Source organism: Pseudomonas proteolytica, from assembly GCF_007858275.1.
Taxonomy (GTDB): Bacteria; Pseudomonadota; Gammaproteobacteria; order Pseudomonadales; family Pseudomonadaceae; genus Aquipseudomonas; species Aquipseudomonas proteolytica.
The window spans coordinates 35,154-60,689 of sequence record NZ_VFEV01000017.1; the positions used below are offsets into that span (position 1 = coordinate 35,154).

21 protein-coding genes are annotated in these 25,536 nt (G+C 59.7%); 17 read left to right on the plus strand and 4 right to left on the minus strand.

The window, feature by feature from the left end:
* Positions 1-96 precede the first annotated feature (96 nt).
* Positions 97-714 carry a glutathione S-transferase family protein gene (locus tag FIV38_RS13995; RefSeq protein ID WP_092234990.1) on the minus strand — a complete coding sequence of 206 codons (618 nt, stop codon included), beginning with the start codon at positions 712-714 and terminating at the stop codon, positions 97-99.
* Between the two features lie 43 nt (positions 715-757).
* On the minus strand, positions 758-1,417 hold the full coding sequence (locus FIV38_RS14000) for a transglutaminase-like domain-containing protein (RefSeq protein WP_092234987.1): 660 nt from the start codon (positions 1,415-1,417) through the stop codon (positions 758-760).
* A 202-nt stretch (positions 1,418-1,619) separates the two neighbouring features.
* Here FIV38_RS14000 and FIV38_RS14005 point away from each other — a divergent pair, with 202 nt between their 5' ends.
* Entirely contained in the window at positions 1,620-4,067 is a 2,448-nt protein-coding gene (locus tag FIV38_RS14005) for an acyl-CoA dehydrogenase (protein WP_092234984.1), read from the plus strand.
* A 76-nt stretch (positions 4,068-4,143) separates the two neighbouring features.
* Positions 4,144-4,551, plus strand: coding sequence for a PA2817 family protein (locus FIV38_RS14010; RefSeq protein WP_029292764.1), 408 nt, complete (start codon positions 4,144-4,146; stop codon positions 4,549-4,551).
* Between the two features lie 145 nt (positions 4,552-4,696).
* Here FIV38_RS14010 and FIV38_RS14020 read toward each other — a convergent pair whose 3' ends face one another.
* Complete coding sequence (locus FIV38_RS14020) at positions 4,697-5,629, minus strand: LysR family transcriptional regulator (protein ID WP_029292762.1); 933 nt, start codon at positions 5,627-5,629, stop codon at positions 4,697-4,699.
* 90 nt (positions 5,630-5,719) lie between these two features.
* Between FIV38_RS14020 and FIV38_RS14025 the strand changes: the two genes are divergently transcribed.
* The 12 genes from FIV38_RS14025 (at position 5,720) to FIV38_RS14085 (ending at position 17,534) form a co-directional block, all read left to right on the plus strand.
* Positions 5,720-6,346 (plus strand): alanyl-tRNA editing protein, encoded by a 627-nt coding sequence (locus FIV38_RS14025; protein ID WP_092234982.1) that lies wholly within the window; start codon positions 5,720-5,722, stop codon positions 6,344-6,346.
* Positions 6,347-6,501: 155 nt separating this feature from the next.
* A complete protein-coding gene (locus tag FIV38_RS14030; protein ID WP_092234979.1) occupies positions 6,502-8,241 on the plus strand; it encodes a dipeptidase in 1,740 nt (579 codons plus the stop codon).
* A 744-nt stretch (positions 8,242-8,985) separates the two neighbouring features.
* Positions 8,986-9,879 carry a LysR family transcriptional regulator gene (locus FIV38_RS14035; RefSeq protein WP_092234976.1) on the plus strand — a complete coding sequence of 298 codons (894 nt, stop codon included), beginning with the start codon at positions 8,986-8,988 and terminating at the stop codon, positions 9,877-9,879.
* A gap of 486 nt (positions 9,880-10,365) precedes the next feature.
* Positions 10,366-10,578, plus strand: coding sequence for an AlpA family transcriptional regulator (locus tag FIV38_RS14045; protein ID WP_046482923.1), 213 nt, complete (start codon positions 10,366-10,368; stop codon positions 10,576-10,578).
* A 36-nt stretch (positions 10,579-10,614) separates the two neighbouring features.
* Complete coding sequence (locus FIV38_RS14050) at positions 10,615-11,478, plus strand: ParA family protein (RefSeq protein WP_092234975.1); 864 nt, start codon at positions 10,615-10,617, stop codon at positions 11,476-11,478.
* The gene (locus FIV38_RS14055) at positions 11,462-11,722 is read left to right on the plus strand and encodes a hypothetical protein (protein WP_092234972.1); all 261 of its coding nucleotides are present in this window, start codon (positions 11,462-11,464) and stop codon (positions 11,720-11,722) included. Before FIV38_RS14050 ends, FIV38_RS14055 begins: the two co-directional genes overlap by 17 nt.
* Positions 11,715-13,421, plus strand: a complete 1,707-nt coding sequence (locus tag FIV38_RS14060; RefSeq protein ID WP_092234969.1) for a ParB family protein — start codon at positions 11,715-11,717, stop codon at positions 13,419-13,421. Before FIV38_RS14055 ends, FIV38_RS14060 begins: the two co-directional genes overlap by 8 nt.
* 11 nt (positions 13,422-13,432) lie before the next feature.
* Positions 13,433-13,993, plus strand: coding sequence for a DUF2857 domain-containing protein (locus FIV38_RS14065; protein ID WP_092237371.1), 561 nt, complete (start codon positions 13,433-13,435; stop codon positions 13,991-13,993).
* Complete coding sequence (locus tag FIV38_RS14070; protein ID WP_092234966.1) at positions 13,993-15,183, plus strand: STY4528 family pathogenicity island replication protein; 1,191 nt, start codon at positions 13,993-13,995, stop codon at positions 15,181-15,183. The genes FIV38_RS14065 and FIV38_RS14070 overlap by 1 nt, the downstream gene beginning before the upstream one ends.
* A 619-nt stretch (positions 15,184-15,802) precedes the next feature.
* Positions 15,803-16,630, plus strand: coding sequence for a PFL_4669 family integrating conjugative element protein (locus tag FIV38_RS14075; protein ID WP_092234963.1), 828 nt, complete (start codon positions 15,803-15,805; stop codon positions 16,628-16,630).
* On the plus strand, positions 16,627-17,142 hold the full coding sequence (locus FIV38_RS14080; RefSeq protein WP_092234960.1) for a DUF3158 family protein: 516 nt from the start codon (positions 16,627-16,629) through the stop codon (positions 17,140-17,142). The genes FIV38_RS14075 and FIV38_RS14080 overlap by 4 nt, the downstream gene beginning before the upstream one ends.
* Positions 17,139-17,534 carry a single-stranded DNA-binding protein gene (locus tag FIV38_RS14085; RefSeq protein WP_092234957.1) on the plus strand — a complete coding sequence of 132 codons (396 nt, stop codon included), beginning with the start codon at positions 17,139-17,141 and terminating at the stop codon, positions 17,532-17,534. Before FIV38_RS14080 ends, FIV38_RS14085 begins: the two co-directional genes overlap by 4 nt.
* Positions 17,535-17,735: 201 nt before the next feature.
* Here the strand turns inward: FIV38_RS14085 and FIV38_RS14090 are convergent, their stop codons facing one another.
* Positions 17,736-17,933: a DUF7740 domain-containing protein gene (locus tag FIV38_RS14090; protein ID WP_235861014.1), complete on the minus strand. Its 198-nt coding sequence runs from the start codon at positions 17,931-17,933 to the stop codon at positions 17,736-17,738.
* Positions 17,934-18,396: 463 nt separating this feature from the next.
* On the opposite strand from FIV38_RS14090, the gene FIV38_RS30780 reads away from it, so the two are divergent.
* The 3 genes from FIV38_RS30780 to FIV38_RS14105 all read left to right on the plus strand — a co-directional run bounded on the left by FIV38_RS30780 (position 18,397) and on the right by FIV38_RS14105 (position 25,386).
* A complete protein-coding gene (locus FIV38_RS30780; RefSeq protein ID WP_306108727.1) occupies positions 18,397-19,440 on the plus strand; it encodes an ATP-binding protein in 1,044 nt (347 codons plus the stop codon).
* Positions 19,441-21,111: 1,671 nt separating this feature from the next.
* Positions 21,112-23,136 (plus strand): DNA topoisomerase III, encoded by a 2,025-nt coding sequence (locus FIV38_RS14100; RefSeq protein WP_092234951.1) that lies wholly within the window; start codon positions 21,112-21,114, stop codon positions 23,134-23,136.
* A gap of 1,536 nt (positions 23,137-24,672) precedes the next feature.
* Positions 24,673-25,386, plus strand: a complete 714-nt coding sequence (locus FIV38_RS14105; protein ID WP_092234949.1) for a DUF5983 family protein — start codon at positions 24,673-24,675, stop codon at positions 25,384-25,386.
* The last annotated feature ends 150 nt before the right edge of the window (positions 25,387-25,536 follow it).

Consider the following 25,536-nt stretch of genomic DNA (forward strand, 5'->3'; position numbering starts at 1 on the left):
ATAAGGGCGCGCCCTACGCAATACAACTGCGGCGCACGGCAAGCATGGTGCTTGCCCGCGCCGCACAAGTACAGTCACCTGTATTAATAGTCAGTATTAAGTCAACGCGGTCATAACCGCTTTTTGATAGGCCGGGCGTTGCTGCAAACGCTGGTACCACGCCTCCAGATGGGGCATCGACGGGCGCTCGATAGGCATCTCGAACCAGGCATAGATAAAGCTGCCCAGGGGAATGTCACCCATGCCGATCTCGCTGCCGGACAGGTAGGGCTGCTGGGCCAGGGCCTGGTCCACGGTATTCAACACCTCGATACAGGCCTTGCGCCCGGCATGGATGTTGTCCCAGTTCTGTTGCTCGGCCGGGGTTCGCAGAATGCCCCAGAACACCGTCTTGAACGGTTCGGCAAAGGTCGAAGTGGTCCAGTCCATCCACTTCTCGGCGCTGGCTCGCGCCTGCAGATCCGTGGGGTACCAGCTCGATGCCTGTTTGGCGCAGAGGTAACGCACGATGGTGTTGGATTCCCACAACACGAACTCGCCGTCCTCGATCATCGGCACCCGGCCATTAGGGTTCAGCGCCCGATATCGCGGCGTATCGACCACACCAAAGGCCCCGCCCGCATCAATTGCCTCATAGTCCAGGCCGAGTTCCTCGGCGCACCACAGTGCCTTCCTGACGTTTGACGAATTTTTACGACCCCAGATCTTCAGCATGACCGCCTCCCAGTGGATGAATGCCGCAGCAGCATACGCCGGTTCAGCCGCGACTCAAATCACTCTGCATATCGCCTAACACTTTCGGCGACTGCTCGCCAAACAGGTGTGGGTAACATTTCTGAAGGTGGGAAAAGAAGAACTCCTCGGGCACCTCGGCAAATTGCCCATGGTCCACCACGTACTCCATGGAGCGCTGTCCCTGGCGGTTGAAGGGGTGAAACACACTGTCATTGATCCCGTCGAAATCCAGTGGCGGCACATCGAATAATTCGCACAGTTGGCTGTTGAACGCTGGCGTGGCCTTGACCCAGCGCCCGTCCAGATACAGTTCGGTGTAGCCGTGCATGGCGAACACATCACTCTTGAGCAACTCGATCAGGCGCGGGGTCGACAAATGATTGCGCACGTCCGCCAGGCCAATACGCGACGCTATGCCGCAATGCCGGGCACAGGCGGCCAGCAGGGTGGCCTTGGGCACGCAATAACTCTGCCCGGCGGCCAGGGCGTAGCTGCCCGCCAGGGTTTGCGGATCGCGACTGAAGGTGTAAGGGTTGTAGCGCACCGCTTCACGCACGGCGTAATACAGACTGACTGCCTGGTCACGGGGATCGCGGCTCACACCGCGGTGTTTTTCGGCGAACTCCACCACCGCAGGGTGGTCACTATCGATGAAGCGGCTGGGACTCAAGTACGCATTCATGGGGATTTTCTCCGAGGCGAGCCTGGAGTCTAACCACAGGCCCGACCGAGGGATAACGACGATTCGGCCAAATGTCGGCGCCTGCTGCCTGTGACTGGAGAGCATTTCCCGCCACACCACGTAACACCCTCAGGCACCGCTTTTCCGGATGCCGGCTAAGCTCTGAGGGTGCTTCTGCCCCTGGTTTCACGGAGGATTGAATATGCTGTTGTTGTGGATACTGGTTCTGGTGCTCGGCATTGCCTACCTGGCACACCGTCGTACCGCGCCCCTGCCCGCCCTGGGTGTGGTCGCCGTCTATCTGTTGGCGATGGGCGCCTTCAGCCATGCGCCGGGCTGGCTGCTGCTGGTGTTCTGGGTCCTGCTGGCGGCAGTCGCCGCGCCACTGCTGCTGCCCGACCTGCGCCGCCAGTATTTCACCGCACCGTTGTTCAACTGGTTCCAGAAAGTACTGCCGCCAATGTCCGAGACCGAGCGCGACGCCATCGACGCCGGTACCGTGTGGTGGGACGGTGAACTGTTCAGCGGCCGCCCCGACTGGGACAAGTTGCTGGCCTACCCCAAGGTGCAGTTGACCGAAGAAGAACAGGCCTTTATCGATGGCCCTACCGAAGAGCTGTGCGCCATGGTCACCGACTGGGAAATCGGCCAGGCCATGGACCTGCCGGCGGCGGCCTGGGACCATATCAAGCAACATGGCTTCTTCGCCCTGATCATCCCCAAGGAGTACGGCGGCAAGGGCTTTTCAGCCTACGCCCACTCCCAGGTGGCGATGAAACTGGCGACCCGCAGCGGCGACCTCGCTTCCACCGTCATGGTCCCCAACTCCCTGGGCCCCGCCGAACTGCTGCTGCACTACGGCACCGATGAACAACGCAACCATTACCTGCCACGCCTGGCCCGTGGCGATGACATCCCGTGTTTTGCCCTGACTGGCCCGCTGGCCGGTTCCGATGCCGGCGCGATGCCCGACACCGGGGTGATCTGCAAAGGCGAATGGGAAGGCAAGGAAACCCTCGGCCTGCGCCTGAACTGGGAAAAACGCTATATCACCCTGGGCCCGGTCGCGACCCTGCTCGGCCTGGCCTTCAAGGCCCATGACCCGGATCACCTGCTGGGAGAAGAAGAGGACCTGGGCATCAGCCTGGCCCTGATCCCCACCGATACCCCTGGCGTGGAAATCGGCCGCCGTCACCTGCCCCTGGGCGCCGCCTTCATGAACGGCCCCAACTCCGGCAAGGATGTATTCATTCCCCTGGACTTCCTGATCGGCGGCCAGGAGATGCTCGGCAAGGGCTGGATGATGCTGATGAACTGCCTGTCGGTTGGCCGTTCGATTTCCCTGCCGGCGGTGGGTACTGGTGCGGCCAAGTTCACCAGCCTGGTGACTGGCCAGTACGCCCAGGTGCGTGAGCAGTTCAACGTGCCACTTTCCGCCTTCGAAGGCATCCAGGAAGCGCTGGCCCGAATCGGCGGTAATGCCTGGCTGATGGACAGTGCACGGATGCTCACCGCCAATGCCGTCGACCTGGGGGAGAAACCCTCGGTGCTCTCGGCGATCCTCAAGTACCACCTGACCGAGCGCGGTCGCGAGTGCATCAGCCACGCCATGGATGTGCACGGCGGCAAGGGCATCATCATGGGCCCCAATAACTATCTGGGTCGCAGCTGGCAAGGGGCGCCGATTTTCATCACCGTGGAAGGTGCGAACATCCTTTCGCGCAATCTGATGATCTTCGGCCAGGGCGCGATCCGCTGCCACCCGTTCGTGCTCAAGGAAATGGCCCTGGCCGGTCGTGAAGACCGCGACCAGGCGCTCAAGGAGTTCGATGGCCTGTTGATGCAGCATATCGGCTTTGCCGTAAGCAACGCCGCCAGCACCCTGGTGTTGAACCTGGGCCTGGGTCACTTCGAAAAAGCTCCAGGCAACCGTTTGAGCCAGGGCTACTTCCGTGCGCTCAATCGCCAGGCCGCGGCGTTCGCCCTGCTTGCGGACCTGAGCATGATGCTGCTGGGTGGCGAGTTGAAACGACGCGAACGCCTGTCGGCACGGCTGGGCGACGTGCTCAGCCATATGTACCTGGCGTCGGCGGCGCTCAAGCGTTACCACGACCTCGACTCCCCGGACCATCTGGAACCGCTGTTTGCCTGGGCCATGGAGGAAAGCCTTGGCCAGTCGGAGCGCGCGCTGGATGAGCTGCTCAGCAACTTCCCCAACAAAGTGCTGGGCTGCCTGATGCGGGTCATCGTGTTCCCGTTCGGTCGTCGCAACAAAGGCCCATCCGATGCGCTGGACGCCGAAGTCGCGGCGGTGATTGGACGCGCCAAGGGCGATCCGACCCTCGAAGAGCTGCTGGCAGGCTGCTACCGTCCACAGTCGGCGGAAGATCCGGTTGGCGCGCTGCAACATGCCTACGACCTGCTGGGTGCCAGCCATCCGTTGCAAAAAACGCTGCACGCCGCCCTCAAGAGCGGGCAGGTCAAGCCACGGGCCGGGGAACACGCCATCGATGCCGCACTGGAAGCTGGCGTGCTGCAACCGGCTGAAGCACAAACCCTGCGGGACGCGGAAGCGGCGCGGCGCAAGGTGATCGACGTGGATGACTTCAGCAAAGAGGAGTTGGCCCAGGCACCTGGTCGAGTCCGCTGATACCGGCGGTCATATAAAAGCGGGCGCGAGAGCTATATACTCTCGCGCCCGTTTTTGCTTTTGAGGACTTACTCTCGTGTCCAACGTCGTTGCCGATCATCTCGTCTTGCTCGACCACCTGCGCAGTATCCTGGTTGCCGTCGGCGAAGCCGAACAGGTTCCCGAGGAAAGCCACGCTTTGTTCCTGGAACGCTTTGATGAACTGCGGGCCATGCTGCCCATCGACCCGATCGAAAGCCAATACCTGGGCCAGGACATGATGAGCCAGGTCATCCTGCGCTACCCACAGATTGCCCATCTGGTGCCGCGCGACCTGCTCTGGTTCTTCGGCGGTGATTGCCTGCACTTCATGCCCGATGAAGAACTGGATATGTACCAGGCTCTGGAAGAACGCCGCTTCGAAGCCGAACAAAACGATGAACCGTTCGACTGGAACCAGGAAAAACAGCTGCTGGCCATGCCCCACGACCAGTCCAAGCACTGATCCCGAACACTCCAAGACTCCAAATATGGAGAGAGACTTGTGTGGGAGCGGGCTTGCCCGCGATGGCTGAGTGTCAGTCGATACATTGGTTGACTAATACACCGCTATCGCGGGCAAGCCCGCTCCCACATTTTCGAGCGTGCTCCTACCGCCGGCGCAATGTCGGTTCCCTGGCCATGCACTCCACCAGATAATCAATAAACACCCGCAGTTTTGGCGGTAGATACCGCGTGGGTGAATGTAGCAACCAGGCATCCCCATGGTACGAGGCAATGAAATCCCATTGCGCCAGCACCTGTACCAACCGCCCCTCCTCCAAGGCATGCCGAGCAGTGAAATACGGCAGGCTGCCAATCCCCACATCCTGCAACACCGCATCCAACCGCACCCCGGTGTGATTGGCCGCATAGCGACCGCGCACGCCCACCGTCACTGTCTTGCCAGACTGGCGGAATTTCCAGCGCGCGTCCCCAGGGGTTTCGCCCAGGTAGATACAACTGTGCTCCAGCAAGTCATGGGGATGCAGCGGCGTGCCATGGGCAGCCAGATACTGCGGCGTGGCACACAGCAGATGCTCGATGGGCAGTAACTGGCGCCCTACCAACCCCGGCGGCGGGCTATCGGTGATGCGGATGCTCAGGTCGACATTGTCATCAATCAAATCTACCTGCCGATCTTCAAGGATCAACTGCACATCGACCTTGGGATAACGTCGCAGGAATTCCGGCATATGCGGATGCACCACAAACCGCCCCACCGCCTTGGGCACGCTGATACGCACCAGCCCTTCGGCCTCGTGGGTGTACTGACCGCTGATTTCCATCACCGAGCGCGCGGCATTGACCATGTCCTGGCAGCGCTTGAAGACTTCTTCACCCCCTTCGCTCAAACGCAGCTTGCGCGTGGTGCGCTGCAACAGCCGCGTGGCCAGGGCCTTTTCCAGGCGCGAGATGCTGCGGCTCACCGCCGACGGCGAAGCCCCCAGTTGGCGCGCTGCTGCAGAGAAACTGCCGGTTTCTACCACCCTGACGAAAATCGCCATTTCGCCCAGCAGTGGCAAAGGAAGATTGATGCTCATGACGCACAAGTCCATTGATATTTCAGCGGATTATCACCCATTGGCGCACTACTTATACTGCTGTGTAGAACCCTGATGCGGATGTAGACGATGACCCAGCGCCTGTTTTTTACCCATGACCACCTGGTTGCCGATGTTGATGTGCTGGAGTGCACGCCCGTTGAGCAGCAGTTTGCGGTGGTCCTGCAGTCCACCATTTTCCACCCCCAGGGGGGCGGTCAACCCTTTGACACGGGCTGGCTGGGACAAAGCACCGTATTGAAAGTAGTGCAGGAAGCAGAGCGCATCGTGCACTACGTCGACCAGCCCGTCGCCCTTGGCCCCGTACAAGCGCGGGTCGACGGCCAACGTCGCACCCTGCATACACGCCTGCATTCTGCCGGGCACTTGATCGGCAATGCCGGTGAAACCCTGGGCTGGATGCCGATCAAGGCCCACCACTGGCCCGGTGAAGGCAAGATCAGTTTTATCCGTGGGGAATCGGCCCAAGACATGCAAGCTGATGCCTTGCAGGAACAGGTCAACCAATGGATCGGCGCCGACCTGCCACGCCATATGACGCTGGACGGCGGCACCCGGGAAGTCGGTTTCGGTGACCTGCCGGCCTACGCCTGCGGCGGCACGCATGTACAAGCCCTCGCCCAGGTCGGCCAGGTCACGATCCTCGGCCTGTCGGAGAAAAAGGGCACGCTGTCGGTGCGCTACAGCCTGGACTGACAGGCTGATGGCGGGCGGCGTTTTCTTATTGAGATAGGACATCACCCTGCCGAGGGGCTCCCCTCCAGCAGGTGGGTGGTGCTAGTGTGTGAAAATGTTTCCGACATAAAAATCGGAAACTTCTTACTCACCACCTGCAAAGGAATGCCCCAGCAATGGACTTCTCCCTCAAGCACTTGGCCGCCGCCACCCTGATGGTCGCCAGCCTGTCTTCAATTAGTGTGTCTGCCGTCGCCAGCATCAACCCGCAACAGAGTGCGACTATTCTCAAAACGCTGAATGACGCCTCGATCAAGGACTTCCGCACGTTCCTCGGCAACCTGGGCAAAAGCGACATGGCGAAATCCGCCAATCTCGGCCCGGCCATCACTGCCTTTCTCGACAACAAGCCGCTGACCGCCGAGCAACAGAACGATATCCATCGCCTGCTAGGCCTCTATGCCCGGGTGAAATACGGTGCAGCCGCCACCGAAACCCTGCGTGAACTGGTGGCCATCCCGACCTTCCAGGTTGAGGGTGTTGCCCAGCACGACAACCCCGAATTCAAAAAGATTGCCGAAAAAATCAAGGCCCTGGCGCAGTCCTTCAACCTGAATTTTCGCAATGTCGATGATCGCGTCTACGAAATCTCCCTGGAAGGTGCCGGCGATGAAGTGGTCGGCATTCACGCCCACGCCGACGTGGTGCCGGTAACACCGGAAAACTGGGTGTTGAAAGACGGCACCCGACTCGACCCCTTCAAGGTCACACTAATTGGCGATCGCATGTACGGGCGCGGCACCGAAGATGACAAGAACGGTATCGTGGTTACGCTGTATGCCATGAAAGTGATCAAGGAAGAAAACCTGCCACTGGCGCGCAACTTCAAGCTGCTGGTAGACACCACCGAAGAAACCACCGGCGACGCCATCCCCTACTACTTTGAACACAACCCAACGCCGAACTACAACCTGGCGCTGGATGGCGGCTACCCGGTCGTCATCGCCGAGAAAGGTTATGGCACGGTCATGGCGACCTTTGCCAAGCGCAAGGCCGATGGCAAGGGCGCCGAAATCATCGCCATGACCGGCGGCCTCGCAACCAACCAGATTCCTTCGGCGTCAGTAGCCACATTGCGCAGCGATAATCCTGCCGAGCTGGCCGCCAGCCTGCAACAGGCCGGCACTGCATTTGCCAAGGCCAATGGTGGCGATTTCACGGTGGATGCCAAGGTTGATGGCAAAGACGTCAAGCTCACCGTTACCGGGGTGTCGGCCCACTCTTCCGAGCCCGAATCCGGTATCAACCCAGTGGCGCGGATGCTGGTCTTTATCAACAGCCTGGACGGCAAGGTTGCACTCAAGCACAACGAGATCACCGACGCTGCGCGCTACGCCGCCGATAACTGGGGCCTGGATTACCTGGGTGGCAAATTGGGCGTGGGCTTTTCCGACGCGTTCATGGGGCCGTTGACCACATCCCTGACGTTTGTCGGCATGGATGACAAGGCCTTCAAGCTGGCGGTCAACCTGCGGGTACCAAAAGGCAAATCCCCGGAAACGCTCAAGAAAGAGATCGCCGACAAGCTTAGCGCCTGGAGTAACAAGACCCATATTTCGCCGACCTTTGATTACTCGGTGGCCGCACCGATGTATCGCAACCCCGAGGGTGAGTGGGTCAAGGCACTGCTGGCCGTGGCCACGGAAAACCTGGGCATGGAATCCAAGTTCGGCACCTCCGCTGGCGCAACGTCCGTGCATGATCTGCCCAATGGCGTGCAATTCGGCCTGGCCCGGCCGGACGCCAAGTACACCGGGCACACCGACAACGAGTTCAAGACCACCGAGCAGTTCCTGCTGGACCTGCAGATCGTCACCGAAATGATGGGGCGTATCGGGCAGTTGCCGAAACTCTGAGCCAAGGCCTGGACCCGCCCTTGCGGCGGGTCCATTGACTGCGAGCTTAAATCCCGGACAAACAAAAACGCCGATCATTTCTGATCGGCGTTTTTGTTGAATATGGAGCGGGAAACGGGACTAGAACCTAGCCTCTAACCTTCTGATTTAAAAAGGTTTTCCTTGCTTCCTACCTCAGGAATGGACGCTATTCTGGACTTGTTCTGGCCCATTGGCAAGTCCTATACCAAGTTTTTTTCCATTGATGGCCACAGACGGCCAACAACAACCATGACTCACCCTTCACACGCCCCTGAGGCGAGTTGTTCGTGGAGGGGCAATAAGACCTCGTTGCCCCAACGAGACGGTCGCTCGGCAGTGCATGTGAGGGTGTCATGACAGGCCGCCCCTCATCCTCAGACCAGCCCAAGCCCAAGCCCAAGCCCAAGCCCAAGCCCCGCTCGTAACGCAACGTCTCGGCGATTGCCAGCAGTGATCTGCGCTCGGCAAAGCACCAACGCGCACGGCTGGCCCGCCCCACCGATCAAGCACCTATCGCAACTGAAGGGGCACGCAGCGACGCCGGTAGGATCAACACTTAAGGAAGCAGACACACAATTACGATTTGTGCGTGTCCACTTCGGCCACGTCAAAACTTGTGGATTGCATCACACAACGGTTCACCGAAACCACTACCAGTGCGCGAATAACAGTGCACCGCCCGCTGTCAAAGAGCATGTCAACAAGCAAAAAGGAAGATACACCATGAGGATACGTCACCTGCGCTATTTCCTTATCGTCGCTGAAGAACAAAGCTTTGCTCGTGCGGCGGCCAGAGTTCACATCGAACCTTCCCCGTTGTCGAGAGCCATAAGAGATCTTGAATCCTATCTCGGTGTCCGACTGCTCCATCGCACCAAGGGGCGTATACAGCTGACTTGGCCTGGGGAGATTTTCCGTGAAGAGGCTCGCCGCGTACTTGCCTACATGGATAACGCCCTGACACGAGTGCAATCGGCGTCTCAGGGCTATCGCGGCCGGGTACGCATCGGCATCGCCGACAGCCTGGCTCAGCCTCGGCTGACACAGCTGCTGGCTCGATGCCGAGAAGAGGAGCCTGCCACCGAGATTCGGATCGTTGAAATGACCGTCAACGAGATGCACAAAGCGCTCTTACACGACGAGATAGATGCGGGTTTCACTGTCGACAGCACAGTAGCCACCAATGGCCTCACAAAGTTTAGGGTTTGGGCCGAACGCCCTGCCATTGCTATTCCCACTCACCATCCGCTGCTTTCCCTGGATAAAGTTCCTCTTGGGGAAGCACTCCGGTACCCCCTGATTCTTTGCCATCCTGAACATTGCGCCGGCGGACGCAATGTCATTAATCATTGGTTTGAGGACGACTCGCTGCCCTCTCCCACCATTGCTGAACATGTTTCTGGTCATGAGCCCATGATGATGCTGGTGGCCGCTGGCTATGGCATTGGTATCGGGTTGGAATCGCAGCTTTCCATTTACAACCACCCTGACGTCATTGTTCGGCCGGTTATCGACGATATCCCCGACACCGCAACATTCATCGTTGTACCTGACAGGCCAATTTCAGCAGAACTGGAGCGCTTCATTAAAAGAGCGCAACAAATCGGGGAAGCATGACCGATGCGTGAGCAAGAATGATCACCCCATCCTCAGTTTTGGACTCTCACATTAAGTTCCATACATTTTTGTCTGGAGCACGACCCAAATATCCCCTTCATCGTCGCGAGATAAAGGGGATAGCCTTTGAATTCAGTGGGTGTGCACCGGCTCATGCACAAGCGCTAGCTTGTAGCGCTTGTCAATCGCAACCTACCGTTACTGACGGACATTTTTTGTCGCCCGCATGACAGAAAATGCCGCGCTCACTCGCGCAAAGATTAAACAGCGAGCGTCCGCCAGACGGACTATTTATCAAGACGCCGAACCTTTTAACAGTATCCGTTCCACGGATAGAGTTGGCCGCAATGCTTTGCCTCGCAGCCGGATGACGGAACATCAATACGGTGGTCAGTACCGTCCTATTGTTTGATGTGCTTCAGGGGTGGCAGCGATTCAATACGGGTCAACCCGAGAAGTGCCACTGAGCATTAAGGAGTGACCGCTATGTCTGAACAGAACCCTGCTCCAGCCCCGGAGCGACGCATCCTTCGCCGCCCGGAAGTTGAGGCCAAGACAGGCTTCAAGCGCGCCTATCTTTACAGCCTCATGAAGGCGGGCCAATTCCCCAAAGCCATAAAACTTGGCGTCCGCGCCGTTGGTTGGGACTCCGCAGAGATCGACCAGTGGATCACTGACCGTCTTAAAGAACGCGTCTGACTGAGCTCCCCATTCCTTGCCGAAGAGGAGCAAGCCATGCAGGTGATTTCTGTTATCTCGACCAAAGGCGGCGTAGGAAAAACCACGGTCGCCGCCAACCTCGGCGGTTTCATTGCTGATGCCGGCCTGAGGGTCCTGCTGCTCGACCTGGATATGCAGCCCACATTGTCCTCGTACTACGAGCTTACCCGTCGCGCGCCGTGCGGGATCTATGAGCTGCTGGCATGCAACGAACGCGACATTGCGCGACTGGTATCGCGCACCGTCATAGACCGTCTGGACGTCATTCTGTCCAATGACGAGCATCGGCAGTTGAACACCCTCTTGCTGCATGCACCGGACGGGCGGCTTCGACTGCGGCACCTGCTACCGGTGTTTCAGCCGCACTACGACCTGGTGCTACTCGATACGCAAGGCGCTCGCAGTGTGCTGCTGGAGATGGCCGTGCTTGCCTCCGAGCAGGCGGTCTCGCCCGTCACGCCCGAAATTCTCGCCGCGCGTGAAATGCGCCGAGGCACTCTGCAGCTCATCGAAGACATCGCCCCCTATCGGCATCTGGGCATTAACCCGCCACACCTTCATCTCCTGCTCAACCGCGTACCTGCTGTATCAGCCAATGCAAAATTGATCCAGCAGACACTGCGTTTGATCTTCAGAGATCAGGAAGGGGTTCACGTCCTGCATACCGAGATCCCCGCGATCGAGGCATTTCCCCGAGCGGCAACGCGTGGTTTACCGGTCCATCGGGTTGAGCACCGACGGCCCACTGGCCGAGTCGCGGCAGCCGCACTGGACATTGTGCGCGGGTTGGCCAGTGAACTGTGCCCGCAATGGCAGGAGCAGTTCGCCCTGGTCAGCGGGAAGTTTGAGGGGAGACACTCTCATGTCAAACGCCCATGAACTGGCCCGTGGCCACAAGCGACTACTTCCGCTGATTGAACATGCCCTGAGCGAGGGTTGGAATGTCTCCCGGACACCTGGGGGGCACCTCAAATTCGTCAAGCCGGGCTTACCGCCGATTTATACCAGCGCGACAGCCAGCGATCACCGGGCAGAACGCAATGCACGCGCCATGCTGCGTCGCGCACAACGCCACGCCACGGTGGTCGAGCACCCCGATCAAGAGGGAGCCGACTATGGCTAATGTCTCCCCGCAAGAGATGGCCAACAAGCTGATGAGCGACGGTTTTAGTCGCTCCGGCCCTGTTGCAGAAACCTTGACAGACCCGATCACCGATACCGCGATGGTGGTGACGCTGGACCAGTTGCGCCCCTATGAACTGGACCCGCGGCTGACGCGCAATCCGCTGTACGAGGAGATCAAAGCGTCCATCCGCCAGCGTGGGCTGGATGCCCCGCCGCCGATCACCCGTCGCCCCGGTGCCGATCACTACATCATTCGTAACGGCGGCAACACGCGCCTGGCGATACTGCGCGATCTGTGGAGTGAGAGCAAAGACGAACGATTCTTCCGTATCGGCTGCCTGTTCCGCCCATGGCCGGAGCGCGGTGAGATCGTCGCCCTGACGGGACATCTCGCAGAAAACGAACTTCACGGTGGCCTGTCGTTTATCGAACGTGCCCTGGGTGTTGAAAAAGTCCGTGAGCTCTATGAACAGGAGGATGGTAAATCGCTGTCGCAGTCAGAGCTTGCCCGACGCCTCAAGGCTGACGGCTACCCCGTGCCTCAGCCCCACATCAGCCGCATGCAGGAGGCCATCCAGTTCCTGCTGCCAGCGATACCGAACGTGCTCTATGCCGGCCTGGGACGCCCCCAAGTCGAGCAACTGACCAGCCTGCGTAGAGCCGGTTCCCGGATCTGGGATGCGCGCGTCACCAAGAACAATCTAAGCATTGATTTTGCAACGCTGTTCCAGGATGTCCTGATGGTATTTGACTCCCCAGGGAGCTTTACGGCGCAACGGGTGCAAGATGAACTGATCGGCCAGATGTCCGAGTTGCTCGGGGTGGACTATGACACGCTGGTGTTCGAAATCACCGATTCCGAAAAGCGCTGGCAGTTGCTTACTAGTGAACCGAACACACCGCCAGGTACGGAGACCACAGGGTCGGTCTCCACGACCAAGCCAACATCTCCATCCGTAGTCGCACCGCCCACGTCATCATCCACACCGCGGGTAACAGAGGCACCCAGGATACCGGCAAGCGATACCCTTTCGATTCAAGAGGGGCCTGCGACACATCCTCTGGCCGACGTGAATGACGATCAATATGCTAAGGCCGATCACTCGGCCTTACTTCAGGAGCATATCGTCTCACCTGCCGAGACCACCGAGCGCCTACAGTCGATCCAACGATTGGTGACCGAGCATGTCGGCGAGACGCCACCTGATTTCGAAACCAGCGTGCTGCAGGCCATCCCTGTTCAGGCAGGCGGTCTCTACCCCATCTCGGATGTCTGGTACATCGATCCCGGCCTCGATACGCCGGATCGGCTGCGCGTCCACATCGCTCAGTTCGCGCGTGAGATCGCCAACGAAGCGGGTCTGGAAGAGGCCATTGTCGCCTGCGACGAGGGCATCGGCTTCACATGCGCGGGAATATCTACCGATGCGAACACGCACTCAAATCTCCGTGGTGCATTACTGCTGCTGCATAGCCTGAGCGTTCCCTACCAGCCGGACCGGACTCCGCCTTTACGGATGCCCGGGGATTTGGGCGCTCTTCTGCTGGGGCTGGAACACAGCCCTTCATCACAACCTACCGCTAGATTGAGCGATACGAGCCTGGTGAAGCTTTTCCGCTTGGTGCGACTCGCCCGGCGACTGCTGGACATCGAGGCGGACATCACTGATGGCGATGCCGCCCTGAACGGATCATGAGGGCGCCGACCATGCCCGAACCGCATCCGCTCAATCAGGCCGTCATCGCGCAAGCGCTCCACGATTTGCGCAATGGCCAGTTGCGCCGGGCCAAGTCCATGGGATTTGACGATGCTGCTCTGGATGCACTCAAGCATCCGGCCATGGCCAGCCTCCTGGCCAACGCCACCGTCTCATGGTGTTCCGTGAGCGTGAATTCGGAAGTGCTGCGACGCCTTCTGAGCCAGGTAGACAATCTCTCACGGGAAATCGAGGAGATCGATCGGTTCCTGCGACTGGGTGCGAGCACAGAACTCATCAGCAGATTTTATGGCCTGAACCATCAGGAAATCGCCCTCAGGCGCGACGTCATCGGGCTACCGAAACGCAAGGGCCGGCATCCGGTTCTGACAGAAGAGCAGGACTCCGATCTCTGGCATCGCTGGTCTGAAACCGTAAAAGAGCGTGGCACTGCGCTGACCGACGACATGGCCATGCTTGCCATTACAGCTGATCTTGCGGAGTCTACGGGCCTGCCCATCTCTGTCATTTGGAGCGCTATCCGAGGGTGGATTGATGAAGGGCTGATCTGATGGGCAGTCCACGTCATTCACGCGGTCCCGTATCGCTGGGGGAGTTGTTCGATCAGGCGCTGCAGCACATGCCGCCTCCCCCGACCATGGCAGCGGCACCACCAGCTCCGTCTGATGGATTCATCTTCAGTGGTAATCGTCATGACAGCGTGCCACGTGCGTTGTTGCTGGACAATCGACTGACCCCGCTTGAACGAAACGCCTGGCAAGTCTTCCGTCTGCTGCTCAATGATGACGGGGTCACGGCCTTTCCCACTTATGAACAGCTCGCTCCCTGGCTGGCCTCAATGCCGTGTACGACGCGCGCATCCCATGAAACTGTTGCCCGCGCGCTGACCCTGCTAAGGCTGACGCGCTGGATCAGCCTGGTGCGTCGCAGGCGTGACCCGAAGACCGGACGGATATTGGGTAACCTCTATGTGTTGCACGATGAACCCCTGACGCCCTATGAAGCCATCCAGCTCGACGCCGATTATCTGAGGCTGGTCAGCCGGTCCTTGGCCCACGCTAGCAAGTCCATCCAGAGCGTCGGTGTGCATGTGCTGAAAGAAATGGCTGAAGATCCGTTGCTCAGCGGCCAGATGCTTCCCACCCGGTTACAGGTACTGTCGCAGCGCCTGGCCGCGCAGGGTTGGGTTCAGACGGCGACTTATCCACAGCCTGGGGATGCCCACAATTCCGAAGAAGGGCCAGAAAGCCTTCTTCGGAATCAGCCGCGCCCGACTTCGGAATCCGAAGCAGGCGAAAAGCCCAGTAAATCCGGCTCACTTCGGAATCCGAAGACCGATAGTACTGTACGTAAAGAAAAAGAAATAAAAGAAGTACGTACTGTACCGCGCGCGCACGAGTTGGGAGTGCTTCGGCTCCCCGAGCGCTTCCTGTCACTCAAAGCAGAGCAGCAATCAGGCGCACTCGCCGCCCTACAGGCCGTGGATACGCAGTTGCATCAGGCTGTCCTCGACGAATGGGATGCCCGCTGCCAAGCCAGCACGGTACACAATCCCGCCGGGTACTTGTTCGGCATCATCCAGAAAGCCATGCGTAGCGAGTTCCGCGCCTGGGCTGGACAGAAGGCAGCCAGCGTCACGACAGCACCAGAGTCGCAGCCCCAGAAATCACCGCCACCTGCGGACCCCGCCGTGGCACAGGAGCATATCGCCCGTCTGCGGGCACTGATGCGCCTGCCCTGAACACAGCCGTCGCAAACTTTCTAGATGACGAGCATGCCATGACTCGATCTGTCCAAACGCTGCGGCGGCCTGCGCGTGCGTCCACCGAGTGCCAGGGTCGCCTATACCACGGGTATAGCTGAACACGCTGCCTTCCCTGCAATGCATCACTTCCAGCTCCGTGTCATCAGCATGGAGGAGTCCACCAAAGTCCATAGTCGCCTATACCACTGGTATAGTTGAACACACTGCCTTCCCTGCAACGCATCACCTCCAGCCTGGGGGCATTCGCAGGAAGAGTCCACCGAAAGCCACTGTCGCCTATACCACTGGTATAGCTGAACAGACTGCCTTCCCTGCAATGCATCACCACCAGCCCCAGGATCATTCGCCTGAAGAGTCCACCGAAGGCCATGGTCGCCTATACCACTGGTATAGTTGAACACGCAGCCTTCCAGAAACTGCGAAGGGCAATGGTCACGATATACATCTCGCAGCCGGTCAGCCCCGGCGAAGCGCAAGACTTCACGGCAGCCGTGTGAACGCCTAAACAGGCATTCATGCGGTGCGGTTTGATGACTGACACCCTTCCGGTCAATGCCGATGCTGGCGACTCGTTTCCTTACCGAGAGTCGTCACGATGGCCACCGAACCCAAATCTTCCCTGCAGTTGAACCTTGGTTCACTGCGCAGCGCGATGTCGCTGACGCTGCACACCCATCATGCATCCCGCATCTGGCACGGACGCGCGCCCTCCGAGGGCAAACCCGGCATTGTCGGGCTCAACGGCTTTGTCGCCATCATGACCAAGCTCAAACGCGGCGCCGAGCAGGATGATCCCTACTCCGACTGGTGGATGCTGCGCATTGAGGACAAGCTCAGCACCACCAAAGAACAGCTTCAGGCCTTACGCGAACAGGTTGATCAGGCGCTGGCCGATGTGCCGGCTGCACTCAGCCTGGGCGAGAACCTCAACGTCCAGCCGGTAAAGCTGCCGCTGTTCGTGGCCTCGCAGCTCGGCTTCATGGCGGTCTATCTGCTCGCCGACTACGACGATCTGGCCCGGCGTCTGATCCTGGCGCATCACACCGCCTTGATTGACCGCAGCACGCTGGAGCGCTGGCTCAGCGAAGGCGCGCATGCGTTGCGCAGCCTTTTCAGCCTGGCGCAGCAATACCGCTACTCCGGCACGAAGCGTGACGATTTTGCCGCGAACAACGCCGCGGCGCGCGCGGCCCTGGAGAAGTACGGCGAACTGCCGCAGGACGTGCTCGAAGGCACACGCCGTTCACGCTTTGCACCGCCGCTTCTCCATCGCCCTTCTCCGACATCCGCGCCAGGCCTGTCGACAGTTTCAGAGGTTGCGCCAGCCAACGACATTGACACCGTTGAACCAGCCATATCAAACGAGGAGGATCTGGACGGCGGTACACCTGCGTCTGTCGACAGTGAGGACGAACCAGCATGACCGCAGCCAACCGCTTCTTGGCACTAGAACAGGCGGACTTCCAGAGGCTGGAACAGGCTGCCTACCTAAAAGGCCTTTTAAAGCCTTTTAAAGGTAATGGGGAGCTTGCGACCTGGGCCAGCCAGTGCCAAGCGCTGCGGGACGATCTAATCGGACTGGCGCAGCGCAAGGTGCTGTCGCAGGCCCGCAGCCACCCCTTCAACCTGCTTGCCGTGCAACTGGCCCAGCAAACCACTGGCGCAGGCACGACCTTTCTGCGTTGGCGCAACCTCGATCGTTCGCGCATGGGTACTGCTTTGTGGGAGGAGCTGCTTGCCAGCCCCGGCACACCGGCATCGCTGATCGACGACCTCTTCGCCATCGAGGTGCAGCGCATCGTGCTGAACCTGCAGATCAGCCTTACCCACAGTATCGCCCGGCAAACCTCGGCATGCGCCAGCAAGTTGGCCCATGCCGAGGGGGCTTACCAACGGCGTGTCCACGCCACCAACCCCAAGGAGTCACACTCATGAGCACGCATTTCTACGGTGAGGGCAACATCGGTTCGGCGCCAGAATTCCGCGAGTTTCCGAACGGCAATAACGAGCCGCGTAGGCTATTGCGCCTGAATGTCTATTTCGACAACCCTATTCCGACAAAGGACGGTTTTGAAGATCGCGGAGGGTTCTGGGCCCCGGTCGAGATTTGGCATCGCGACGCCGAACGTTGGGCTGCGCTGTACCAGAAGGGCATGCGCGTCCTGGTGGAGGGGCGGGCCGTGAAGGACGATTGGGAGGATGCGGAGGAAAACGAGCGCGTGACCTTCAAGATTGAAGCGCGCCGCGCCGGGATCCTGCCGTATCGCCTTGAGGCGGTCGTGCTTGGGGCCAAACCCGCAGCAGCGGAGCCAGCCGAGAACGAGTGATCATTCCCGCCCTGCGTGCACCTTTCCCGCTGAGCGATTGCGCCAACCACCAGTCGCTCACCGGGCAACAGCCAGCGTCCATGGAGTTCCACTGAGATCCACAGTTCGCGGCACATGGAGAAGCTCCCGGAAAACCAACCTACGGCCTCCATTCGCGGCCCCATTGCTTCCGACTCTTGCAGACTCTCCTCGCTTGCTACATCAGTCGAGATTCTCTGCGATATGGAACACAAGCCTCAGCGGCTCCTTGCTGTCCACGATCTGGTACATCACATCCCGCTTGCTTCTCGGCAGCGTTTTGGCACAGCGCTTCGCCGTATCACGCACGGCGGCATTCGTACCGTGGATGGTCGCCGCCAACAGCAGCACTAGGTATGCATCGGTCAGCGTCTTCGCCATCACCTCACTCTCGTTGCAAATCGCCACTAACACTTGACCCATCACATAGTGTCTTTCTTCGGCTGATCAGGGGGGAGCTTAATGGCCATCACTCGCTGTACCGCCACTTTGCACCCACCCGCTTGGGTCTGGATCATGTCAAATTGCTCCACTGACGTCCACTGAGGTCGCAGCCCGCGGTACATGACGATGCTCCCGACGCGCCATCTCACGACACGTTTGAACCTCCTGAGAACTCCATCACACGCCACTTACGTCGGTCTGATCACGCCCACGCACGCTGAATACGGATGAGCAGTGGCTCGGTTAGGTTTTCGACAAACCCGGTAATCGCCGGCATCAATGATCGCGTGTCCATCCTCTTCCGGTGCACAGATCGAATGCCGGGCGCTTCATTGTGCATCGGCAATGAGATGGACGGCGTATTCATCAATATTTTGACCTAACGCTACAAGGAGGGTCCATGCGTCTGCCATTCGAGCTCGATCCGCAGATCATCCACCACATCATTTACAGCCAGGCGGGCTCCATCGGCAAAGCCCTCATCGAGTTGCTGATGAACTCGGTCGATGCCAGGGCCAGTGCCGTACATCTTTCGCTGTCCCGCACCGGCTTCACCTGCAGCGACGACGGCCAGGGCTTTGCCCGCCGCGAAGATGTCGTTCGGTACTTCGGTCGTTTCGGCACGCCACACGATGAAGGCGACGCCACCTACGGCCGTTTCCGGCTCGGACGCGGCCAAATCATGGCCCATGCCACAACAGTCTGGCGTTCTAACGCCTGGATGATGACCGTCGATACACGGGCGATGGGCTATCACTACGATCTTGACGACCTCCACGACGCGTCGCCGGGCTGCTCGATCTCTGGCGAATGGTACGAAGTCCTGAGTGATGCGGAGCTGATGTCGACCATCCAGGAGGTTCGGGACCTGGTGCGTTACACCCCCGTCAGTGTTGAGCTGAATGGCCGGTGCATCACACGCGATCCCCGCACCGAGCGCTGGGATGCTGAGGACGAATTCGCCTGGTATCGCGTGAAAGCGGACGGTGCTGTCTTCATCTACAACCAGGGCGTACTGGTACGTCACGATCCCGCTCACACGTGGGGCGCGGGCGGCCTCATCGCTTCCAAGAAGGCCATATGCCTGAACGTGTCCCGTACCGAAATCCTGCGCAAGACCTGCCCGGTGTGGAAATCAATTGCCAGGCAATTTGGCCAAATGGCTGACCAGATGGCGTCCCGTCATGGTGACCACCGTAAACCGAGGCTCGCCGTGAAAAATCCGCGCGGGCATTACTTTCGGGCGATGCCAACATCGTTCAAATCTATTCTCAGGAAGAGGTCGTCACGCTTCTGCCCGGCAAGCGGCACGTGTCGTTGGAGGACTTTCTGCGCAAATGCCGCTATAGCCACAACCAGCGGCAAGGCGGAAGGTTCGCGGTCGTCGATAACGCCTTCGATGTCCCGAAGGGTGAAGCCATCGCCCGCGAAGGTATCGCCGTGATCGTTCACCCCAGCACACTCGACCGCTTCGGTTGCTACAACGCACAGGATTTTGTCGAGTGTCTCGTTCGGGTCCATGCCAATCTTCACCACGACGTGGAGCAGAATGGCACACAGTACTGGTGGCTCAACGGCCTCTTCGTTCCGGACTTGCTGGCTTTCTCCACACTGCGCGACGCGTTCATTGAGCGGACCCATATCGTGACGGAAAAAGATGCGCTCGATCACGAGACACGCCGCGCCTGGACGGCGTTGCGTTGGTGCCTGCATCACTACGCCGCCCTGTGCACGGGTGGCCGCCCTGCATACGGGGGGCAGGTCCGTGACGGTAAATCGCTGCATATTCTGCTTGGGCAGTCCAATATTGCCGAGGCATGGACCGATGGCAGCAGCTACATCGCCGTCGACGTCACCCTTGTGAAGCGGCTCAAGTCCAGTCCGCTCAGGACTGCGGCCTACATTTTTTCCCTCATCGAGCACGAGGCTGCCCACGAGGGTGACAGCCTCGACTGCGGCCACGATGAAGCGTTTTATCAGCGCCTCCATGACCTCGCCCTGCAGCACAGCGAGCAACGCCAGCGCTACACGCACATGTGGCTGATGAAGTACACCATGAGTCTGGAGGGTGAAGGGAAGCGCGCGCGTGGCGAGCCCTGGCGTGAACGCTTTCTGATCGACCGTGCCGGCAGCGGTCGGGAGAAACGCGGCCTGCCGCCGACCATCGAAGATGTCAGCAACGACCCTGTCGTGGTCGGTGCGATTCCAGACGAAAACATGGACTTCATCGACTACCAGAACACGCTTCTTACTGTGGCTGACACCGGCTCCCCGGCACCCGACTGGTCGGAGGTCCTGACGCGTGCCGAGGCAGACCAGAAGCTCATTGAGGCGCAGAACCGGGTTGACACAGCACAAAGTGTCGCAGCGCAGCGCCAGCATGACGACGAAACCGCTTATTGGGCCGAGATCGATGCTTATGAGAAAGCCCAGACCGAGGCCGACGAAGCTGCACGGCAGCGATTTTCCACGCTGTTCCATGTACAGGTCGAAGAGGTCCATCCTGACGCTCTGTGCTACCTGATGCGTGAGGATCTGAGCGCTGACCAGCTTCATACCCTGTGGGCTGCAAAGCCCTGGGAGGCTTACGAGCTGGAGGGCTCTGCCTATTACGAATTTGAAGACGGTGACCTCGATGAAGCCGACGGGCACACCGGTCGTCACCGGGCTGCCGAAGACCTGCAGGTGCTGATTCGCCCCGGCGAGACTGCATTGACGCTTGAGCGCAATGCGGCCGCCGCCGGCTTCTTTTGGGTTGATGACTATCTGAAGTGGCGTGAAGAACCCGATGCCTGATCCGAGGGCGGCTGTAGCAGTCTATGGTCGCCTTCAATGCGCCAGATCCTGTCGGCCTGAAAAGCACCGGTCTCTATCAAACACCTCTATACCCAAGGTATAGCGCCATAGACGTCCACTGAACTCCCCGCGCGCGACCAAAACGAAGCCCCTTCTCTGACGATCTCCTAAACGACCCTGGACTCAACTGTCGCAACCTTAATCCCCCCGTTCAAAAAGCCGGTCATTATCGAGTCCACCTTGTTTGCTGTCTCTCGCGCTCTCCCCGGACATGCTGGTACTCATTCGATGAACACCACGCCAACTCCGGGGAGGCTACATGCGCGTGTATCTGTGCGAGAAGCCTTCGCAAGGCAAAGACATTGCCCGCGTGCTGGGTGCGAAACAGCGCGGAACTGGCTGCTACAACGGACCAGGAGTTGTCGTGACCTGGTGCATCGGTCACCTGATCGAAGCCGCACCACCGGAAGCCTACGGCGAACAGTACAAACGCTGGTCGATCGAACAGCTCCCCATTCTTCCCGAGCGCTGGCGCAGCGAGGTCAAGGCCTCTACTGCCGCGCAATTCAAGGTCGTCAAACAGTTGCTCGGCCAGGCCAGCGAGCTGGTGATTGCCACCGATGCCGATCGCGAAGGCGAGATGATCGCTCGCGAGATTATCGAGCTATGCGGCTACCGTGGCTCCATTCAACGGCTGTGGCTGTCTGCACTGAATGACGCCTCCATTCGCAAGGCCCTGGGAGCGCTCAAGCCTTCGAATGAGACCCTGCCGCTGTATTACTCGGCACTCGCCCGCTCTCGCGCCGATTGGTTGATCGGCATGAACCTCAGCCGATTATTCACTGTGCTCGGCCGCCAAGCCGGCTACCAGGACGTCCTCTCAGTCGGTCGTGTGCAGACGCCCACGCTGCGTCTTGTGGTTGGTCGCGACCGCGAGATCGCCCGGTTCGTGTCTGTTCCGTTTTGGTCCGTCGAAGTGCAGCTATCGCACATCGGCAATTCTTTCACCGCTAACTGGATGCCGCCCCATGCCACCACAGACACTGCAGGTCGGTGCCTGGCCCAACGAACCGCTCAGCAGGCAGTAAGCAAAATCGGCGGCGCTCGTGAGGCTCAGGTGCTGTCGGTGGAAACCGAGCGGGTCCGCGAAGTCGCGCCTCTCCCGTTCGACCTCAGCACGCTGCAGGAAGTCTGCTCGCGCCAGTTTGGTCTCGACGTGCAAGAAACACTGGACATCGCGCAAGCGCTGTACGAGACGCACAAGGCGACCACCTATCCCCGCTCGGATTCCGGCTACCTGCCGGAGAGCATGCTGGCCGAGGTGCCGACAGTGCTCGACGCCATGCTTGCCAGCGATCCCGGCCTGCGCCCATTGTTCGACCAACTCGACCGCACCCAACGCTCACGCGCCTGGAACGATGCGAAAGTCACTGCTCACCATGGCATCATTCCCACGCTGGAACCGACCAACCTTTCTGCCATGTCGGAGAAGGAGCGGGCCGTTTATGGGCTCATCCGTTCGCATTACCTGGCGCAGTTTCTACCTCACCATGAATTCGACAGAACAGTCGCCACCTTGTCAGCCGGCGGCCAGACACTGCAGGCGACGGGTAAGCAGGTTGCCGTCCTGGGATGGCACCGGGCGCTAATCAACAGCGGGCCGGGCACACCCGGCGGTGCGGACGACGAGCCAGCCCAACGCAGCCAGATCCTGCCGCCGCTATCCGAGGGTACACATTGCCAAGTCGGCTCTGTCGATCTGAAAGCGCTGAAAACACTGCCGCCCAAGCCGTTCACGCAGGGTGAGTTGATCAAAGCCATGAAGGGTGTCGCCAAACTGGTGACAGACCCACGCCTGAAACAGAAGTTGAAGGAAACCACGGGCATCGGCACCGAGGCCACCCGAGCAAACATTATCAATGGCTTGTTGAGCCGAAGCTTCCTGATCAAAAAAGGTCGATCCGTCCGCGCCTCCGAAGCGGCTTTCACGCTGATCGACGCTGTTCCAGCGGCCATTGCCGACCCGGGCACGACCGCTATCTGGGAACAGGCACTGGACATGATTGAATCCGGGCAGTTGACCCTGGACACCTTCATTGCGAAACAGTCGGCCTGGATCACGCAACTGATCCAGCAATACAGCGGCACCACCCTGGCGATCCGGATCCCGGAAGGCCCTGCCTGCCCTCTGTGCGGCGGCGCTACACGCCAGCGAACCGGCAAAACCGGTCCCTTTTGGTCGTGCAACCGTTATCCCGACTGTAAAGGCACCGTAGCGATCGAATCGTCCAGTGGCAAGCGAGCCGCTCCGCGCAAGCGGCGGACCGCTCCCAGGGCTTCCTGAAGCCTGCCAGACACGTCCTGCCCCAGCCGCACTTTCCAGCGGTTGTCAGGCATGGCCCCGCGACCCGCGGGGCGTCCCAAGCATGTCCCCGCCTTCTGCAATGGCATGTCCCTCTCCTGCGACTCGCGTCGCCGAGAGGATTGAAGGTGCTTTCCTGACCGGCCAGATAACACGGCCTGCTGATCGGCACTCTCTACGTCCGGCCCGAAGGGTCTCCTGGCGCCTTGTGCGCGAGATGCCAGGAGACCCTTCGGGGACGACGGTGTTCGCCCCCGGTGCCCGCCGGTGAAACAACGGGCTCCTTTTGTGCGCGGATGTGCGCCGAAAGATATCGACCCCAACCACGAAACGGGTCGGGTGCGATCTGCTCCAGCGACAGGCGTTGACGACGGCCAAGTCCCTGCGACAGCCACAGGTGGTTTTCCTGTCCCCCGCTGGAGGCGTAATGCCTCCAGCGCCTTGTTCCTCTCCGCATCTTGAACGCCGTCTGCCTGCGGGCTGTCCAGAACCGGGTGACTTCGCCACAACCAGAACAGAAGATGGACACATGCACCTTCAACCCCTTCGGTACGGCAGCATGTGCCGCCGCATCAAAGTCATGAACTTGACCGCCGAACAGGGAGAGTGGCATGTCGCCATAAATTAGGCGTCAGCACCGGTAATGATGACAAAAGCCCCATACCGGTGCCGAACTACGACCCTATTTCTGCTACTACGGGAATACCCCGGCACAGCGGACAGGTACCAATGACGGGGGCGCCGGCTAATGCCCAAGGAGTGCCGCCGCTTTTAAGGCATACCGGACGACTACACCCTGGTGCCGTATCGCGTGCACCTCGCTGCAAAGCCATTGGCAACTCAATGGCCGTGCCTTGCGGCCTAGCTCGGACGACACCTGCAACAGGTCTTGCAATAACAGGGGCGCGCAAAAAGCCCATTGTCGGCAGACGCCATGAAGCCGCTTTGCCATTCTGCCACCATCTGTTGCTAACTCCGGTCAGCACCATGCCAGCAGCCACGGTCCCCAGGCTGCGACGTGGAGGTTCCACGTAGACCGATCCAGTCCGCTTCGCATCGTTTTACGCGGATGTGCGCCACACCTAGCGCCGATGCTCTTCATTCCCGCGCAACCCCGCGTTTCTTCATTCGACGCATGGCACTGACCCGTTCAGAACTGCCGTCGTGTCGGCTTACGCGAATTCAATCCACCGCGGCCACGGCTGCCTCATCAACAACGAGGTGATATTCCACCCACGACTCAGCACAGGCACTGAATCTCGGCGAACAACTGCGCGAGGCCGTGCTGCAGAACCAGATCGATGAAACATCGTGCCTACTCAAGCGCTAGACGGTGAGCCTGCTTGTCGGCATCTCCGACCTGCATATTCGAGCGATCCTGCGAGCGCGCGTTGCGCAGCTTCTGCTTGATACGTCCGACGCTGAGTGCTTCGACTGAAGCACCTGCATTTATTCACCCACAGGGACCCGATCCTCAGTTGGGGATGGGCTCCGCCTAACCTCTGCTGGAGAAATACCATGTCTCAGACTCCCAATCCTTTCATCCGCGGCTACCAAAACCTGCATGTCGTTCGTACTCTCTGCATCACCTATGAGGACGACAGCCCGCCCGTATGGCGGCAACTTCATCCCAGCCAAGCACACCTTCTGGACGATCAAATCGCGCAGTTTCCCTGCATTCTCTGCAATGACTTCGTCCTGATCACGGAGGGCCAGGAGGTCGGAGACGACCTTGAGGCACAGTGCCAAACCGAAGGCATCGTCCGCTCTGTGGTCTACGCCGTCCTCGGCAGCGATGCCGGGCAGCCCATCCACATCGGCGATACCTACGCCGCTGAGGACGCACGGGAAGTTGTACGGCGCCTGACTTTTGAGACCGGCTTCTACAGCCGATGCTGGGAAATCAGCACGGCGCACATCACCGAAGAAGCTGGTTGCTACCTGACAGAGCTTGCAGACATCGCCACGCCGATCGGCTTTCTGTTCGTCGTTTTCCGGATCCCATACAGCCCGGCGATCGGCGTCAAGGTGATTGCCACGCCCTGGACCGATGCCAACCTGCAGTACGTCGAAGGCATCACCGCCGAGCAGTTGCGGCAGGAACAATGCGACAAAGGCATGCCAGAGTCGCTGGTGAATGTTCTTCATCTGGCCGCGCTGGCTGATGTCCGCATCCTGATCTTCGACGCCGACGCACCGGTACTCGACGGCTTGCCGTTGTACGAAGAATGACTCTTGCCACGACATACCTTCTAGCCCCTCAACCGAGGGGCTTTTTTCTGCCCGGATGAAACAACCAATGCGGGGCACCCCGGTTGCCGATTGACGCGGGCCTGCCGCCGCATGGCGATGTCATTCTGCGCACAGGTTTGCTGGCGTAGC

Excerpts from the sequence above, each read along its gene's own strand:
- FIV38_RS13995 (WP_092234990.1), bottom strand. The coding sequence starts at position 714 with ATGCTGAAGATCTGGGGTCGTAAAAATTCGTCAAACGTCAGGAAGGCA.
- FIV38_RS14000 (WP_092234987.1), bottom strand. The coding sequence starts at position 1,417 with ATGAATGCGTACTTGAGTCCCAGCCGCTTCATCGATAGTGACCACCCT.
- FIV38_RS14005 (WP_092234984.1), top strand. The coding sequence starts at position 1,620 with ATGCTGTTGTTGTGGATACTGGTTCTGGTGCTCGGCATTGCCTACCTG.
- FIV38_RS14020 (WP_029292762.1), bottom strand. The coding sequence starts at position 5,629 with ATGAGCATCAATCTTCCTTTGCCACTGCTGGGCGAAATGGCGATTTTC.
- FIV38_RS14025 (WP_092234982.1), top strand. The coding sequence starts at position 5,720 with ATGACCCAGCGCCTGTTTTTTACCCATGACCACCTGGTTGCCGATGTT.
- FIV38_RS14030 (WP_092234979.1), top strand. The coding sequence starts at position 6,502 with ATGGACTTCTCCCTCAAGCACTTGGCCGCCGCCACCCTGATGGTCGCC.
- FIV38_RS14035 (WP_092234976.1), top strand. The coding sequence starts at position 8,986 with ATGAGGATACGTCACCTGCGCTATTTCCTTATCGTCGCTGAAGAACAA.
- FIV38_RS14045 (WP_046482923.1), top strand. The coding sequence starts at position 10,366 with ATGTCTGAACAGAACCCTGCTCCAGCCCCGGAGCGACGCATCCTTCGC.
- FIV38_RS14050 (WP_092234975.1), top strand. The coding sequence starts at position 10,615 with ATGCAGGTGATTTCTGTTATCTCGACCAAAGGCGGCGTAGGAAAAACC.
- FIV38_RS14055 (WP_092234972.1), top strand. The coding sequence starts at position 11,462 with ATGTCAAACGCCCATGAACTGGCCCGTGGCCACAAGCGACTACTTCCG.
- FIV38_RS14060 (WP_092234969.1), top strand. The coding sequence starts at position 11,715 with ATGGCTAATGTCTCCCCGCAAGAGATGGCCAACAAGCTGATGAGCGAC.
- FIV38_RS14065 (WP_092237371.1), top strand. The coding sequence starts at position 13,433 with ATGCCCGAACCGCATCCGCTCAATCAGGCCGTCATCGCGCAAGCGCTC.
- FIV38_RS14070 (WP_092234966.1), top strand. The coding sequence starts at position 13,993 with ATGGGCAGTCCACGTCATTCACGCGGTCCCGTATCGCTGGGGGAGTTG.
- FIV38_RS14075 (WP_092234963.1), top strand. The coding sequence starts at position 15,803 with ATGGCCACCGAACCCAAATCTTCCCTGCAGTTGAACCTTGGTTCACTG.
- FIV38_RS14080 (WP_092234960.1), top strand. The coding sequence starts at position 16,627 with ATGACCGCAGCCAACCGCTTCTTGGCACTAGAACAGGCGGACTTCCAG.
- FIV38_RS14085 (WP_092234957.1), top strand. The coding sequence starts at position 17,139 with ATGAGCACGCATTTCTACGGTGAGGGCAACATCGGTTCGGCGCCAGAA.
- FIV38_RS14090 (WP_235861014.1), bottom strand. The coding sequence starts at position 17,933 with ATGGCGAAGACGCTGACCGATGCATACCTAGTGCTGCTGTTGGCGGCG.
- FIV38_RS30780 (WP_306108727.1), top strand. The coding sequence starts at position 18,397 with ATGCGTCTGCCATTCGAGCTCGATCCGCAGATCATCCACCACATCATT.
- FIV38_RS14100 (WP_092234951.1), top strand. The coding sequence starts at position 21,112 with ATGCGCGTGTATCTGTGCGAGAAGCCTTCGCAAGGCAAAGACATTGCC.
- FIV38_RS14105 (WP_092234949.1), top strand. The coding sequence starts at position 24,673 with ATGTCTCAGACTCCCAATCCTTTCATCCGCGGCTACCAAAACCTGCAT.